Below are 15,758 nucleotides of genomic sequence, written 5' to 3' on the forward strand. Positions count from 1 at the left end.
CCTTCATTGTATGCCAGTGGAACGAAAAATTAACCTAGAGAATGACTTTACGTATGGAAAAACGTATCGCCCACGCGACTGCATGACGATTCGGCATGGCTAAACCATAAGCAAGGTTGCCAATTCGGGGGCAGAGCACGCGTTTTCACCGACCGTCACGTTAAATCTTCAATAAAACAGGCACTTATGAATATCGAATCCGCAATATGGTGCTCTGCCCCCGAATTAGGGTGCTTTGCCGTGAGCGGTTGCTGGGCTACCATGTTTCCTGGCGCCGCTTGGGCTGCGCACCGATCGCGGAGCTTGCAGTGCAGTTGTTACCACGTCGTTCGCTACCTTCCATACGCGCCAAGCTCGTGACGCTCGTGCTGGCGTGTGCGCTGCCGATCCTCCTCGGCTACCTCGTCTTCGCGACGGACGCCGACAAGCGCGAGAAGGCGCACATCGCCGAGGACGCCGAGATGATCGCGCGCGCGCTCGCGGCCGCCGTCGACCGCGACCTGGCCAATGGCGAAACGGCCGCGCGCACGATGGCGAACCAGGCGAACCTCGCGCACGGCGACCTGGCATCGTTCCACGCGGCAGCGCGCCGGCTGCTGCGCCCAGAATTTCCCGCGTACGCCGTCGCCGTCAGCGGGCCGGATGGCACCACGTTGCTCGATACGCGCCACGCGTTCGGCAGCGAACTCCCCGCGCACGGCAACGAGGCGGACGTGCGCAACGTGTTCGCGACGGGCGATGCCGTCACGTCGGGCCTGCACCGCGGCGACGGCACGCAGCCGTGGGTCATCTCGATCTCCGTCCCGGTCTGGCGCGAGGGCAAGGTGGCGTACGCGCTGACCGTCGAATTGCGGCCGCGCCGCCTGACCGACCTCTTGACCGATCAAAACCTGCCGCCGCACTGGAACGCCCTCGTCTACGACAATCACCGGCGCCTCGTCGCCTACCGTGGCCACACGCCGTACGGCATCGGCGACCCGATGCAGCCGGAGCTGGCACGGGCGCTGGCCCGCACGCCCGTCGGCATCGTCGAACTGGTTGCGCACGGCCCCGACAGGATGTACGCCGCCTACGCACGCACGCAGGGCCACGACTGGGCCGTCACGATCGGCTTCCCGCGCCACGCGGCGCGCGAGATCCTCGGCCCCGATCCTGCCACGACAGTCGCATGGATCGCCCTGATGCTGGCCATCAGCCTGGGGCTCGCCTGGCGCATCGGCGACGCGATCGCCCGTTCGGTCAGGGCGCTGACCGAACCGGCCGCCGCCCTCGGACGCGGCGAGGCGCTCGTCATCCCGCCGCTGGAGATCCGCGAGGCGGCGACCGTCGCGCGCGCGCTGGGCAAGGTCGAGGGCGAGCTGCAGCAATACCGCGCCGGCCTCGAGTCGCTCGTCGCGGAACGCACCAACGAGCTGCAGCGCTCCTCCGCGATGCTGGCGACCGTGTACGCGACGGCGCCCGTCGGCCTCGCATTCCTCGACCGCAGCTTGAAAATCGTGATGATCAACGACTACCTCGCGGCCGTGAATGCCCTGCCGGCCAACGCGCACATCGGCCACACGCTGCCCGAACTGCTGGGCGACCTGGGTGTCCGCATCGAGAAGCCGTACCGTCAGGTGCTGGCGACGGGGCGGCCGCTGATCGACGTGGAGGACAGCGGCGACATCCCGGCCGCGCCGGGTGTCATGCGCCACTGGATCTGCAGCTACTACCCCGTGTACGGGCCGGACCGGGAACTCGTCGGCATCAACGCCGTCGTCCTCGACATCACGGAGCGCAAGCGCCAGGAACAGCGCAACCGCGACAACGAGGAACTGTTCCGCACGCTGTTCGAAGGGTCGGGCGACGCCCACGTGCTGATCGCCTACGGCGCGGGCTTCCTCAGCGCCAACCAGGCCGCCGTCGACCTGTTCGGCTGCGCCAGCGTGGAGGACTTCCTCGCGATGGCGCCCGCGAGCAGTTCGCCCGAGTTCCAGCAGAACGGGCGCCGCTCGGACGAACTGTGGAATGACGCGATGCGGCGTGCGCTGGACGCGGGCGGCAGCCGCTTCGAATGGATCTACCGCCGCCGCGACGGCAGCGAATTCCACGCCGACGTGCTGCTCAACAGCGTCGACATCGGCGGGCGCGGCATCGTGCAGGGCACCATCCGCGACATCACGGCGCGCGAGGAGACGTCCGCCGCCCTGCGCGCCGCCGGCCGCCGACTGGAAGAGAGCGAACGCATGATCCGCACCGTGACGGACCACCTGCCCGCGCTCGTCGGCTACTGGGACGCGGATCTGCGCTGCCGCTTCGCCAACAAGCCTTATCTGGACTGGCTCGGGCGCGCTGCCGCCGATGTCATCGGCCACCCGATGGAGGAACTCATGGACGAGGAGCAGATCGACGAAGTGCGTCCGCACCTCGACGCCGTGCTGCGCGGCGAACGCCAGTTCTTCGAACGCCGCCTGTACCGCAAGCATTCCGGCAAGTTGATCCAGGCGTGGGGCAGCTACATCCCCGACGTGGATGCCGAGGGCCGCGTGCAGGGTTTCTACATGCTGCACGCCGACATCACGGAACTGAAGCGCACGCAATCGCGCCTGGAAGACGCGCTGCGCGCGGCGGAAGCGGCCAGCAGCGCGAAAGGCGAATTCCTCGCCAATATGAGCCACGAGATCCGCACGCCGATGAATGCCATCATGGGCCTCGCGCGCCTGCTCGAGGAGGCCGACCTGGAACGGCGCGAGCGGGGCTACGTCGCCCGGATGCAGATGGCCGCGCGCTCGCTGCTGTCGATGCTGAACGACCTGCTCGATTATTCGAAGGTCGAGGCCGGGCAGCTGGTGCTCGAGCAGACGACCTTCGCGCTGGACGACGTCCTCGCCAGCATCGCCGCGATGTCGGCCACGAGCGCCTGGAACAAGGGTATCGAGCCCGTGTTCGCCGTGCACCCGGACGTGCCCGCGCGCCTCGTCGGCGATCCGATGCGCCTCGGCCAGGTGCTGCTGAACCTCGTCAGCAATGCGATCAAGTTCACGGAGCGGGGCGAAGTCGTGCTGGCGATCGAGGTGGCGGCGCACGACGCCGACAGCGTCTCGCTTGCGTTCACCGTGCGCGATACCGGCATCGGCATCCCGCCGGAACAGCAGCAACGCATGTTCGAGGCGTTCTCGCAGGCCGACAGTTCCACGAGCCGCAAGTACGGCGGCACGGGGCTGGGTCTCGCGATCAGCCGGCGCCTCGTCCGGCTGATGGGCGGAGACCTGCGCGTCGACAGCGTGCCGGAGCGCGGCGCCACGTTCCGCTTCGCCGCCCCGTTCGGCATCGCGCCGGATGCCGCGCCGGCGCCGGCCGCGGCCACGGCGTCGCCGCCGCTGCGTGTTCTCGTCGCCGACGACAACGCGAGCAGCCGCTTCGCCCTCGCGCAGGCGCTGCGCGGCCGCGGCTGGCGGGTCGAGACGGCCGCCAGCGGCGCCGACACGCTCGCACTGCTGCGCGACGGCGGCCCGTTCGACCTCGCCTTCATCGACAGCGTCCTCGGGGACCTGGACGGCGCGTCCGTGATCGCGCTGGCCAGGGCCGACCATGCGATCGCCCTGCCCCGCTGCGCCCTTCTCGCGGCCGACCCGGAACGCGAACGCCTCGACGCCCTCGCGGCCGACCTGCGTATCGACGCCGTCCTCGCGAAACCGTTCACGCCGGGCGCGCTGGCCGACGCACTGGCGGAATTGCAGAGCGGCGCCCCGGCCCCGGCGCCGGGGCGGCCAGCGCCGCTCAGCGGGCGCCTCGCCGGCATGCGCGTGCTCGTCGTCGAGGACAATCTCCTCAACCAGGAAGTGGCGAACTACGTGCTCGTGCACGCGGGCGCCAGCGTGGACTTCGCCGCGAACGGCCGCGTCGCCGTCAGCATGCTGGCCGAAGGCGCCGCCCAGTACGACGCCGTGCTGATGGACTTGCAGATGCCCGTGATGGACGGCTTCGAGGCGACGCGCGCCATCCGCGCGCTGGGCCTGGACCGGCTGCCCGTGATCGCAATGACGGCCAATGCGCTGGACGAGGACCGCCGTCGCGCGCTGACCGCCGGCATGAACGACTACCTGGCCAAACCGATCGACGTGGACGAACTGGTGGCCATGCTGCGCCGCCTGACGGGCCGCGCGGCCTCGGCGCCGGGCGATGCGGAGCACCCTCTGCCCGCCGCCGCCATGGCCATCCCCGCGCGCATTCCGGGAATCGACCTGAAGGCGACGCTGCCCCGCTTCGGCGGCAATTTCGCCAGCTTTGCCGTCCTGTTCAAGCGCTTCGAACGTTCACAGGGCGGCGCCGTGGGCGAAATCCGCGCTCTGCTCAACGCGGGCGACCGCACCGGGGCCGGCCAGGCTGCGCACCGTCTGCGCGGCGTCGCGGCCAACCTGGGGGCGACGGACGTTGCCGGTCAGGCGCTGGAGCTGGAACAGGCGCTGCGCAGCGAGGACGCGGCGGCGCTCGCGCTGCGCCTCGCGCGCCTGGAGGCCGCGCTGGCCGTCGTGCTGGACGCGGCGCGCGACCTCCCCGCACCGGAAGCGGCGCCAGCAACGCCGGGCCCGGACACGATGCCGCCGGCCTCCCCGGAGGAAGATAGCGCTACCTTGCGGCGCGAGTTGGCGCAGCTGCTCGATTTACTCCACAATAACAACATGAAAGCCATGGCCCAGTTCGAGACGCTGCGCACCGCCCTCGGCAACGTCGCGCCCGACCAGGTGGCGGCGCTGGCCGACGCAGTCGCGACCCTGCGCTTCGAGCAGGCGGCGCAACTCGTGCGCGCGCTGCTGGACATGAAGGAGGATGCATGAGCCTGACCGACATGGCCGTGAACGGCCGCATCCTCGTGGTCGACGATGCGATGGAAAACATCCAGATCCTGCACGGCGCCTTGCAGGACGAGCACGAGGTGCTGTTCGCGATGGACGGCCCGCGCGCGCTCGAGATCGCCCGCACGCAGCGGCCCGACCTGATCCTGCTGGACGCCGTCATGCCCGGCATGGACGGTTACGCCGTCTGCAAGGAATTGCTCGCCGCGCCGGAAACGAGCGACATCCCCGTGATCTTCGTGACGGCACTGAAATCGCCCGAGGACGAGACGCGCGCGCTGGGCGCGGGCGCCGCCGACTTCATCAGCAAGCCCGTGAATGCGGCCGTCGTGCGCGCGCGCGTACGCACCCAGCTCACCGTCAAACGCCAGCGCGACGCGCTGCGCGCCCTGATCCTGACCGACGCGCTGACCGGGGTCGCGAACCGCCGCGCGTTCGACGAACGCCTCGACGCGGAATGGCGCCGCTGCGGACGCGCCGGGCTGCCGGTGGCCCTGGTCCTCGTCGACATCGACCATTTCAAGCTGTACAACGACCACTATGGCCACCAGGCCGGCGACGCGACGCTCGTGCAGTTCGCGGCGGCGATGCGCCGGGCCGCCGCGCGCACGCAAGACCTCGTGGCCCGCTACGGCGGCGAGGAATTCGCGATCCTGCTGCCGCAGCTGGACGGCCGCGGCGCGACCGGTGTCGCGAACCGCCTGATGGCCGAGCTGGAACACATGGCCATTCCACACGCCGCGTCGCCGACGGCGGCGCGTCTGACCGCGAGCATGGGCATCGCCTGCATGGTGCCCGGCGAACACAGCATGCCGGCCGACCTGATCCAGGTGGCCGACGCCCTGCTCTACCAGGCCAAGGCCGAGGGGCGCGACCGCTTCCGCGCAGGCGGCATGGACTGCGTCGCCTGACGGCGCGCACGCCGCTCACGCATAGCGGCGCACGAGGAATTCAGCCACGCACACGGGTTTCGTGCCGCCTTCCCGTTCCACCGTCACTTCCAGCGTGAGCTGGCTCGCGTCCCCTTCCTGTTCCAGCGCCGCCAGCACGATGCCCGCGCGCACGCGGCTGCCCGCGGGCACGGGCGCAGGAAAGCGCACCTTGTTCAAGCCATAGTTCACGACGAGCTTCGCGTCGACCATCACGAGCACGTCGGCCAGCATAGCCGGCAGCAGCGACAAGGTGAGGAAGCCATGCGCCACCGTCGTGCCGAACGGCGATTCGCGGGAAGCGCGCTCGGGGTCGACGTGGATCCACTGGTGGTCGTCGGTGGCGTCGGCGAACGTGGAAATACGGTCCTGGCCGACCTCGAACCAGCGCGAGTGACCGAGCTGCGTGCCGACGAGGGCTTGCAGCGCCGCGACCCCGCACACTTCGTGCAGCGCGTCAGACATCCCGTGCCTCCGTACCGGGCCGGCGCCCGAACATGCCCATGCCGTCGACCGTGCACACGGTCTCGCCGTGTTGATTGATGGCCACCCACTGCGACCAGACGACGCCGCGGTCCGGCTTCGACGCCGACGCTTTCACCTGCACCGTCCGGTAGTGCACGTTCAGCGTGTCGCCCGCGCGCACGGGCGCGAGCCAGCGCACGCCGTCCAGGCCGGGCGACCCCATGCTCGACGACTTGCCCAGCAGCCCGTCGACGACGAGGCGCATCATCATCGCGCACGTGTGCCAACCGCTGGCGATGACGGTGCCGAAGATCGAGTCAGCGGCCGCATGCGGGTCGACGTGGAACGGCTGCGGGTCGTACCGGCACGCGAACGCGAGGATCTCGTCTTCCGTGACGGTGCACGTGCCCAGGTCGATGTCCTGGCCGGGCTCGAAATCCTCGAAATACCAGTATGCCTTCATGCCGCCTCCTCGGTCGCGAAGTCCGGCTGTGCGATGAAGCGGGCCAGGTGGTGGTCGCAATCGCCCAGCGTGAGCTCGATCGTCGACAGCCGCTTGAAATAATGCGACGCCGGCAACTCGTCCGTCACGCCCATGCCGCCGTGCAGCTGGATCGCCTGCTGCCCGACGAAGCGGGCGGCCTGCCCCACGCGGTACTTCGCCGCGGCGACGGCGCGACGACGCTCGGCCGCGCTGCCGCCGCGTGCATCGTCCGCGAGACGCACGGCGGCCAGCAGCGCCATCGAACGCGCCTGCTCCAGGTGCACGTACATGTCGGCCATGCGGTGCTGCAGCGCCTGGAACTTGCCGATCGGGACGCCGAACTGCTGGCGCGTCTTCAAATACTCGAGCGTGGCGCCGAACAGCGCATCCATCGCCCCGACGGCCTCCGCGCACAGCAGCCCGACGCCGTAGTCGGCCGCCGCTTCGAGGATGGTCCAGCCCTGCCCTTCCGCACCGATCGCGGCGTCTGCACCAACGCGCACGTCGCGCAGCAGCACGTCGGCGGCGCGCTGGCCGTCGAGCATGCGCACGTCACGCACCGTGACACCCGGTGCATCGGCGGGGACGGCGAACAGCGTGATGCCGTCCTCGTCGCGCTGGGCGCCGGCCGTCCTGGCCGACACGATCAGCACGCCCGCTTGCGCACCGTGCAGCACGACCTTCTTCTCGCCATCCAGGCGCCAGCCGTCGCCATCGCGCACGGCACGCGTGGCGACGTCGCGCAAGTCGTAGCGCGACTGGCGTTCGCCCAGCGCGCAAGCGAGTTTCAGCTCGCCGGCCGCCACGCGTTCGAGCAACGCGTCGTGCGCTTGCCCGCGACGGAGGAAGTCGGCGCCGAACATGGTCGCGAAATACGGTTCGACCACAAGGCCGCGGCCGAGTTCCTGCATGACGACGAACATGTCGACGGCGTCACCATCGAAGCCGCCCTGCGCTTCCGGCAGCGGCAGTGCCGTCAGGCCGAGTTCGGCGAGCGTGGCCCAGGCGGCGTCCGATACACCGGCCGGCGACCCCACAATGGCGCGCCGCGCCTCGAACGTGTAGTCGCGCGCGATCCAGCGCTTGAGCGCGTCCGCCAGTTGCAGCTGCTCTTCCTTGAAGTTGAAGTCCATGTCTTTCCTCACAGGCCCAGGATCATCTGGGAGATGATGGTGCGTTGGATCTCGTTCGACCCGCCGTAGATCGACGTCTTGCGGAAATTGAAGTAGTGCGGCAGCAGCGGCGCGGCGAAGTCGTCGTCGATGATGCTGTGTTCGCGCTCGCCTTCCAGATAGGCCGGGTCGAACGGCAGCGCCAGCGGGCCCGCCGCTTCGACCATCAGCTCCGACACGCGTTGCTGGATCTCCGTGCCACGCACCTTCAGCACGGACGCTTCCGGTCCCGGCGCCTTGTCCGCTTGCGCCAGCACGCGCAGCACCGTCATCTCGAGGGCCATCAGCTCGATCTCCAGGTCGGCGACCTTCGCGGCGAACAGCGGGTCGTTTAGGAGCGGCAATCCATTCTTGTGCTCGCGCAGCGCGAGCGCCTTCAGTCGCGCGAGTTCCCGCTTCGAGCGCCCGACGGCGGCAATGCCCGTGCGCTCGTGGCCCAGCAGGTATTTCGCGTACGTCCAGCCGCGGTTTTCCTGGCCGACGAGGTTCGCCACGGGCACACGCACGTTGTCGAAGAAGACCTCGTTCACCTCGTGGTCCTCGTCCAGCATGATGATGGGGCGCACGGTGACGCCGGGCGCGTGCATGTCGATCAGCAGGAACGAGATGCCCTCCTGCTTGCGCACACCTGGGTCCGTGCGGACGAGGCAGAAGATCATGTCGGCGTGCTGGGCGAGCGTCGTCCAGGTCTTCTGGCCGTTGACGACGTAGTGATCGCCGTCGCGCACGGCGGTGGTCTTCAGCGACGCGAGGTCGGAGCCGGCGCCGGGCTCCGAATAGCCCTGGCACCACCAGTCCTCGCACGAGAGGATGCGCGGCAAATAGTAATCCTTCTGGGCCTGGCTGCCGAACGCCATGATCACGGGCGCGACCATGTTCACGCCGAACGGCAGCACGGGCGGCGTGCCGGCGCGGGCGCATTCTTCCTCGAAGATGTGGCGCTGCACCGGGGTCCAGCCCGGGCCACCGTATTCGCGCGGCCAGCCCGGTGCGACCCAGCCCTGGCGTGCGAGGATCCGGTGCCAGCGCACATAGTCGTCCTTGTGCAGGCGCAGGTGGTGATGCACCTTGTGGCGCAGGTCGGCCGGCAGCTCGGCCTCGAGGAAGGTGCGTACCTGGTCGCGGAATGCCAGATCGTCGCCGGTATAGGTCAGGTCCATCTTGTCTCCTTTATTATGCCGGCCAAAAAAGCACGACCGTTCAAAAGATTGTACCCGAAATCACCGGCGCAAAAAGCGGACGAAAAAAAAGGCCGCCCTCTACGAGGCGGCCCAGGCATGATCTCGGCGAATCAGCGCTTGCGACGGCGGGCGACGCCGAGCCCACCCAGCATACCGGCCATCATCAGCGCGATGGACGACGGCTCGGGCACGGCGGCGGTCGGGCCCGACGGCAGCGTCACCGGCGGCGGGGCCGCACCCACGTCGCCGCCACCGTGCGCGGCTTGCGCCGGGATCGGCAGCTGCACGATGGCAGGACCCTGGTTGCCGGCCCCGGTCGGCAGCGTGACGATGGCGCCCTTGCCCTGGCTGCCGCCCGACGTCTGCTCCGGAGGTGCCGTCACTGCAGGTGCGGGCGCTGCGGCTGCAGGCACGGGCGCGTAGACCACAGGCGCGGGCGCAGGCGTGTAGACCGCTTGGGACGGCGTACCGCCGGCCACGGCGACGCGGCGACCGTTGTAGACGCCCACCAGGGCGTTGCCGCCGGCAGTGGATGCATACGACGGATTGCCCACGGCCAGAGGCAGGACACCAGCGCTTGCACTGAATGCGCCCCCGACGAGGAGCGCCGCGACGAGATAACGAATTGCCATAATGAACTCCTTGCTCAGTCTAAAAAGTTATTTTTAATTTAACTGCTGAGTCAATGTATCACAGCTGTAAAAATCACAATTTTCAATTGAACGGCATAAAAAAAAGACGAGGCCCCTAGGGGAGCCTCGTCTTCAGCCATTCGTTTCGGATGAAACGACGGAAATGTTTATTGCATAGTTAACAATTCATACGCCAGCAAATCATTTCAAACTTGACAAGTACGGCATCGCACGCGACGCCAGCCGGGTGTCGGCTTTCAACATGCCCGACTCGTCGGCCAGGATGTGGGCCGCTTCCTGCAGGTAGACGTCCTTCGCGTTCTTGGCGGCCTTCTCGGCAGCGAGCTCGGCCGTGAGGCTGCGCTCGTCGCCCTGCAAGCCGTCGTCGGCGCCCGCGCCTTTCAGCGCCACGTTGGTCTTGCGGGGCGCGGTGGGCATCGGCACCTTGCCGCGCTGTTCCTTGCTGCCCGGGCCGGCGACCGGCTCGTCCGGATTGTCCTTGCCGGTCAGGCGCGCTTCGCGCAGGCGGGCCTTCGCTTCCTGGTTCTCGCGCTCCTTGCGGCGCACGGCCTCGTTCAGCGAGATGACGTTGTCCTTGCGCAGCTTCTGCCCCTCGGCGATGTCCTGCTCGATGTCGAGGAAGTCGCGGTCCTTCGTGACGCGGGCGTCATGCTTCTTCTGCAGCGGGTTGACCAGTTCCTTCAGGTCGCCAGCCTGCATGTACATGGCCGGCTTGATCTGCACCCACGGCAGCGCGTTCTCGTACGACGATTCGCCAAAGTTGTCGTCGTCCGACGTGACGGGGAACTTGATGTCGGGGGTGACACCGCGCAGCTGCGTCGTGCCGCCGTTGATGCGGAAGAACTGGGCAATCGTCATCTTCAGTTCGCCGTACTTCACCTTGTCGTTCTGCGAGAAGCGGTCGAGGTTGATCAGCGTCTGCACGGTGCCCTTGCCGAAGCTCGGCTCACCGATGATCAGGCCGCGACCGTAGTCCTGGATGGCGGCCGCGAAGATTTCCGACGCCGACGCCGAACCACGGTTGATCAGCACGCCCATCGGGCCGTCCCACGCGAGGCCGGCATCCGAGTCGCTCTCGACTTCGACGCGGCCTTCGGCGCTGCGCTGCTGCACGACCGGGCCCTTGTCGATGAACAGGCCCGTCAGCTCGACGGCCTCGATGAGGGAGCCGCCGCCGTTGTTGCGGAGGTCGATCAGGACGTTGTCGACCTTCTCCTTCTTGAGTTCGCCCAGGATGCGCTTGACGTCGCGGGTGGCGCTCTTGAAGTCCTTGTCGCCCTTGCGGCGCGCTTCGAAGTCCTGGTAGAACGTCGGCAGCTGGATCACGCCGATGCGACGCTTGACGCCGTTGTCGGTGACTTCGATGATCTTCTTCTTGGCCGACTGCTCTTCCATGCTGATCTTCTGGCGCACGATCGAGACGGTCGTGTGCTTGCCGTCCTGGCCGGCGTCGGCCGGGAGCACGTCGAGGCGCACGGTCGAGTTGCGCTCGCCGCGCACGAGCTGCACGACGTCGTCGATGCGCCAGCCCATCACGTCCGTGAACGGGCCGTTGCCCTGCGCGACGCCGACGATGCGGTCGCCGACCTTCAGCTTGCCGGATTTGTCGGCCGGGCCGCCGGGGACGACTTCGCGGATCACGGTATAGTCGTCGCGCGACTGCAGCACGGCGCCGATGCCGTCCAGCGACAGGCGCATGGCGATGTCGAAGTTCTCGGCCGAACGGGGGCCCAGGTAGTTCGTGTGCGGCTCGATGGCCATCGCATACGCGTTCATGAACATCTGGAACACGTCTTCGTTGTTCAGCTTCTTGAGGCGGTTCTGATAGCCTTCGTAGCGTTTATCCAGCGTCTCGCGGATCGATTTCTCGTCCTTGCCGGCCAGCTTCAGGCGCAGCCAGTCGTTCTTCACGCGGCGGCGCCACAGGTCTTTCGCTTCGTCCTCGTTCTTCGCCCAGGGCGCCTTCTCGCGGTCGATCTGCAGGGTTTCGTCCGTCGTGAAGTCGAACTTGCCCTTCAACAGCTCGCGGGCATAGGCCATGCGGTCGAAGAAGCGCTGCTGGTACAGGTTGTAGATCTGGAACGGAACCGTCAGGTCTTCGTTGTTGATCGCATCATCGAGCTTGGTCCGGACGGGCGCGAAGCTGTCGACGTCGGCCTGCGTGAAGTACAGTTTCTCGCTGTCGAGCGCCTTGAAATAGGCGTCGAAGATCTTCGCGGACAACGCGTCGTCGAGCGGCAATGCCTTGTAGTGGTAGCGCGACAGCACGCGCGATGCCCACAGGGCGGCCTGGGTCTGGGCGGCGGATGGCTTGAGCTGGACGATGGCGGCCTTGTCGGTCTGGACAGCCGCAACCTTTTCGGGCTGCGCCGTGACCACGTGGGCCGACATGGCAAACGCCAGCGCGACCATCAACATCTGCTTCTTCATACTTCGGTTCTCCGGACGGGGGAATGATTGGCGATTGCCAGGCGGGGGGCCGGCAATCGCGCCGACGCAACGGCGGATGCGACCCATTCTACAGGATAGCGCAGCGGCGCAGAGCCGGCTTGTACGCCATTTCAGCCGAGCTTAAGTCTGGCAGGGGTCGCCACGCCTACGCTTTTACAAATCGAAACAATGTGCCTGGGTACCAGTACAACGCCGCGCCGACCGCGCCGATGATCAATAGATAAGGCCAGCTGCGCACGGCGAGCTTCCAGTCCACGGGCGATGGCCAGAACGACAGGAACTGCGGCGCCAGCAGCAACGTCAGCGCCAGGTCGATGGGACCGAAATGCCATGCCGTGCGCGTGCGCCACCACGCCACCGCCAGCGGCACGAACAGGACGAGCAATGGCGCGAGCGCCGCCGGCGCCGCGTTATACCAGCGCAGGTTGGCGAACGTGACGGAACCGAGCTCCCACGTACGGCCCTTGCCGCGCGGGATGATCGTGAAGCCGACGGGCTCCGCACCGAGCAGCAGCCCGACGCCGAAATGCGCGAGTTCATGGCAGAACGTGCCGACGGCGCTGAGCAGGAAGAACGCGGGATGCAGCCGCGTCACGAGCCAAATGAGGAACGCGAGCGCCATCGACGGCGCGAGGTACAGCGCGATCTCGCCCAGGCCGCAGGCCCAGACGGGCAGATGCGCGGCGCACATTGCCGGCCAGGACATGGTCGCGCCGCGTCAGCCCAGGTAGAAGCAGCGTCCGCAGGCCTGGCGATAGCTCTCGTTGCCGCCGATGCTGACCTGCTCCCCTTCGCGCAGACGGCGCCCCTCGGCGTCGACGCGGATGTTCATCGTCGCCTTCTTGCCGCACGTGCAAATGTTCTTGATTTCCTCGATGTCGTCGGCCAGCGCCAGCAGATACGCGGAGCCGGGGAACGGCTCGCCGCGGAAATCGCTGCGCAGGCCGTAGCAGATCACGGGCACGCCCCGCACCTGGGCCACCTGGTGCAGCTGCACGACCTGCTCTTTCGTGAGGAACTGGGCTTCGTCGACGAGGACGCACGCCACGGCGGGCGTCCGTTCCAGGAAGTTGGTGGTCTTGTCGAACACGTCGGTCTGACGGTGCGGTCCGAGGCGCGACGTGATCTGGCCGACGCCGTAGCGGTCGTCGATGGCGGCCGTATACAACTGGACCTTCTGGCCCTGCTCCTCGTAGTTGTGCGCCACCTGCAGCAGCGACGTCGATTTGCCGGCGTTCATCGCCGAATACCTGAAATAGAGTTTTGCCACTGCTTGCCTGACCGGATGACCGTTGTACGATCCGGCGATTATAGCAATCCGGCCCGGCCCCGCGCCAGCCGGCTCAGTCGCCCGGATGGTATGTGCGCTCGAGGTGTTTTTCGATGTCCGCCCGGTAGTACAGGACGTCCTTGAATTCGCCGCGGCTGTACATCGCCGCCTGGTCCGCGAAATGCGGCGACGCCGGGTCGCCGCTCTCGCCGCCCGCGAGGATGCTCTTCGCGCGCACGCGCGTCCCGAATTCGACGGCCGCGACGAAACTGTTGCCGCGGTCGCCGTAGATGCGCTTCGTCGTCTGCGGCGCCGTCATGCCGAACGACGCCAATGAACCCCAGTTCGCCGACGTGAAGCCGACGGGCAGGCTCGGCTTGCTGTCGTCGTAGCGCTGGTCCACGGCGCCGGACAGCCTTTGGTACCGGTTGATCTCGCCCCACGGCGTTCTCCAGTCGCCGAAGTCCGCCTGCAGTTTGTCGCTCGCGCGCGCCAGCGCGTCCAGGCGCTCGCGCGGCGTCAGACGGGTCTGCACGAAATCGATCACGGGCATGTGGGCCTCCTTCGCGCGGGCCGACGACTGCTTCACCATGTCCTGTCCCCAGTACACCGCGAGCGACGTCGGCACCGACGTCGTCGAGAAGCGCAGGTCCCAGCCGCGCAGCAGCGCCACCTGGGCGGCCAGGCGGGCCTTCAGCGGATCGGCGTCCGGCAGCGCGTCCCAATCCTTCACGACGGCCGGCACGAGGGGCTCGAACGCCGTCAAGTAGCTGTCGTAGGCTTTCGCGATGAGGCCATCGAGCGTGAGGTCGTGCGCGTCGTGCAGCACGCGCTCCGCGTGGATGCCGCGCGGGTTCTGCGGCAGCGACCACATGTACGGCGGATACTTCGAACAATCGGGGCTGCTCTCACCGAAGCCCGTGCACGGCCAGTTGTTCGTGTTCGAGATGTACCCGCTCTTCGGATTGAACACGGTGATCGTTTCCGCCACGTCGTGCAAGCCCTGCCACTCCGTCGCGGGGTCGCTGCCGTCGACGGGCTTCGTCCAGTCGAAGCGCGGGTCGCGGCGCGGGATGAAGTTCCCGTGGAAGTAGGCGATATTCCCGTCCGCATCCGCGTACACCGTGTTGTTCGACGAATTCGTCCGCAACTGCATGACCTTGTAGAACGCCGCGTAGTCGCGCGCCTTCGTGCGGCCGTACGATTGCATCAGCGCGTGCATCGGATCGTTCATCATTTTCACCGACACCCACTTGCCGTCCTGCGCGCGGATCACGGGACCGTGGTGCGTGAAGTAGGCGGTGACGGTGCTGCTTGCCATGCCTTTATCCGTGCGGTACGGCAGCGTGATGGTCTTTGCACGCACGGCGCGTTCTGTGCCGCCGTAGCGGTAGGTCCAGCGGCCATCGTGCGAGCTCACCGTCTCCAGGTATTCGTCGATGACGTCGCCGCCGCCCGACGTGTGCATCCAGCCGATGCGGTCATTGAAACCCTGGTAGACGAAGAACTGGCCCCACGTGACGGCGCCGTACGCATTGAGGCCTTCTTCGCTGACCATATGGATCTCGGGGCGGAAGTAGAACGACGTGTGCGGATTGATCATCAACAGCGCGTGCCCGTCCGCCGTGCGGCGCGGTGCGATGGCGAACCCGTTCGACCCGCGCGGTTCGGGATCGAACCCAGGCCCGGCGTCGGCCCGTGCGACGGCAGGCTGCGGCGCCTTGCCGTAGAACGCCTCCAGTCCTTTCAGGCTGATGGTCTCGATGTCGCCGCCGATGCTGCCCTCGCTGAACGCAAGCGCCATCCAGGGCTCGAACCGCCTGATCAGCTTCGGTCTGACCTGCGGATGCGTGACGAGATACCAGTTCAAGGCGTCGGCGTACGCATCCATCAGCGCCTTCAGCCAGGCGGGACTCGCCGCATAGGTCGCCTTCAGCTCGACCGGGTCGATGTACAGCTTCATGCGCAGGTCGCGCCAGATTTCCTTCTCGCCCTCCACCTCCGCCAACCGCCCGAGCGCGTTGATGTAATTGAGCTCGACGCGGTTGAAATCGTCCTCGGCCTGCGCGAACAGCATGCCGAACACGGCGTCCGCATCCGTCTTGCCGAACACGTGCGGGATGCCCCAGGTGTCGCGCAGGATCGTCACGCGCCGCGCCGTCGCGCGCATGCGCGCGAGGTCCGCGGGCGCGAAGGCCGCCGCGGTGTCCGCAGGTTGCGGTGACGCCGCTTGCGCATGGATGGGCTGAGCCAGCACGCACAGCGCGGCGCAGGCGGCAACAAACGGCGTCAAGCGGGGCATCGTCATGGGGACTCCG

11 protein-coding genes are annotated in these 15,758 nt (G+C 67.5%); 2 read left to right on the forward strand and 9 right to left on the reverse strand.

Annotation, left to right across the window (positions count from 1 at the left end):
- Nucleotides 1–308: 308 nt before the first annotated feature.
- Nucleotides 309–4,817: a PAS domain-containing protein gene (locus NX784_RS24870; RefSeq protein WP_258819369.1), complete on the forward strand. Its 4,509-nt coding sequence runs from the start codon at nucleotides 309–311 to the stop codon at nucleotides 4,815–4,817.
- Nucleotides 4,814–5,746 (forward strand): diguanylate cyclase domain-containing protein, encoded by a 933-nt coding sequence (locus tag NX784_RS24875; protein WP_258819370.1) that lies wholly within the window; start codon nucleotides 4,814–4,816, stop codon nucleotides 5,744–5,746. The genes NX784_RS24870 and NX784_RS24875 overlap by 4 nt, the downstream gene beginning before the upstream one ends.
- A gap of 15 nt (nucleotides 5,747–5,761) precedes the next feature.
- Here the strand turns inward: NX784_RS24875 and NX784_RS24880 are convergent, their stop codons facing one another.
- The 9 genes from NX784_RS24880 to NX784_RS24920 form a co-directional block, all read right to left on the reverse strand.
- On the reverse strand, nucleotides 5,762–6,229 hold the full coding sequence (locus tag NX784_RS24880; protein WP_258819371.1) for a MaoC family dehydratase: 468 nt from the start codon (nucleotides 6,227–6,229) through the stop codon (nucleotides 5,762–5,764).
- Nucleotides 6,222–6,692 (reverse strand): MaoC family dehydratase, encoded by a 471-nt coding sequence (locus tag NX784_RS24885; RefSeq protein ID WP_258819372.1) that lies wholly within the window; start codon nucleotides 6,690–6,692, stop codon nucleotides 6,222–6,224. The genes NX784_RS24880 and NX784_RS24885 overlap by 8 nt, the downstream gene beginning before the upstream one ends.
- Complete coding sequence (locus NX784_RS24890; protein ID WP_258819373.1) at nucleotides 6,689–7,846, reverse strand: acyl-CoA dehydrogenase family protein; 1,158 nt, start codon at nucleotides 7,844–7,846, stop codon at nucleotides 6,689–6,691. Before NX784_RS24890 ends, NX784_RS24885 begins: the two co-directional genes overlap by 4 nt.
- Before the next feature lie 8 nt (nucleotides 7,847–7,854).
- Nucleotides 7,855–9,045, reverse strand: coding sequence for an acyl-CoA dehydrogenase family protein (locus NX784_RS24895; RefSeq protein ID WP_258819374.1), 1,191 nt, complete (start codon nucleotides 9,043–9,045; stop codon nucleotides 7,855–7,857).
- Nucleotides 9,046–9,176: 131 nt separating this feature from the next.
- Complete coding sequence (locus NX784_RS24900) at nucleotides 9,177–9,698, reverse strand: PEP-CTERM sorting domain-containing protein (RefSeq protein ID WP_258819375.1); 522 nt, start codon at nucleotides 9,696–9,698, stop codon at nucleotides 9,177–9,179.
- A gap of 201 nt (nucleotides 9,699–9,899) precedes the next feature.
- Nucleotides 9,900–12,149, reverse strand: a complete 2,250-nt coding sequence (locus NX784_RS24905; protein WP_258819376.1) for a carboxy terminal-processing peptidase — start codon at nucleotides 12,147–12,149, stop codon at nucleotides 9,900–9,902.
- Nucleotides 12,150–12,315: 166 nt separating this feature from the next.
- On the reverse strand, nucleotides 12,316–12,876 hold the full coding sequence (locus NX784_RS24910) for a hypothetical protein (protein WP_258819377.1): 561 nt from the start codon (nucleotides 12,874–12,876) through the stop codon (nucleotides 12,316–12,318).
- Nucleotides 12,877–12,888: 12 nt separating this feature from the next.
- Nucleotides 12,889–13,440 (reverse strand): thymidine kinase, encoded by a 552-nt coding sequence (locus NX784_RS24915; protein ID WP_258819378.1) that lies wholly within the window; start codon nucleotides 13,438–13,440, stop codon nucleotides 12,889–12,891.
- A 73-nt stretch (nucleotides 13,441–13,513) separates the two neighbouring features.
- Nucleotides 13,514–15,748: a penicillin acylase family protein gene (locus NX784_RS24920; RefSeq protein ID WP_258819379.1), complete on the reverse strand. Its 2,235-nt coding sequence runs from the start codon at nucleotides 15,746–15,748 to the stop codon at nucleotides 13,514–13,516.
- Between the last annotated feature and the right edge of the window lie 10 nt (nucleotides 15,749–15,758).

Origin of the sequence: Massilia pinisoli, from assembly GCF_024753285.1 — a bacterium.
Lineage (GTDB): Bacteria > Pseudomonadota > Gammaproteobacteria > Burkholderiales > Burkholderiaceae_D > Telluria > Telluria pinisoli.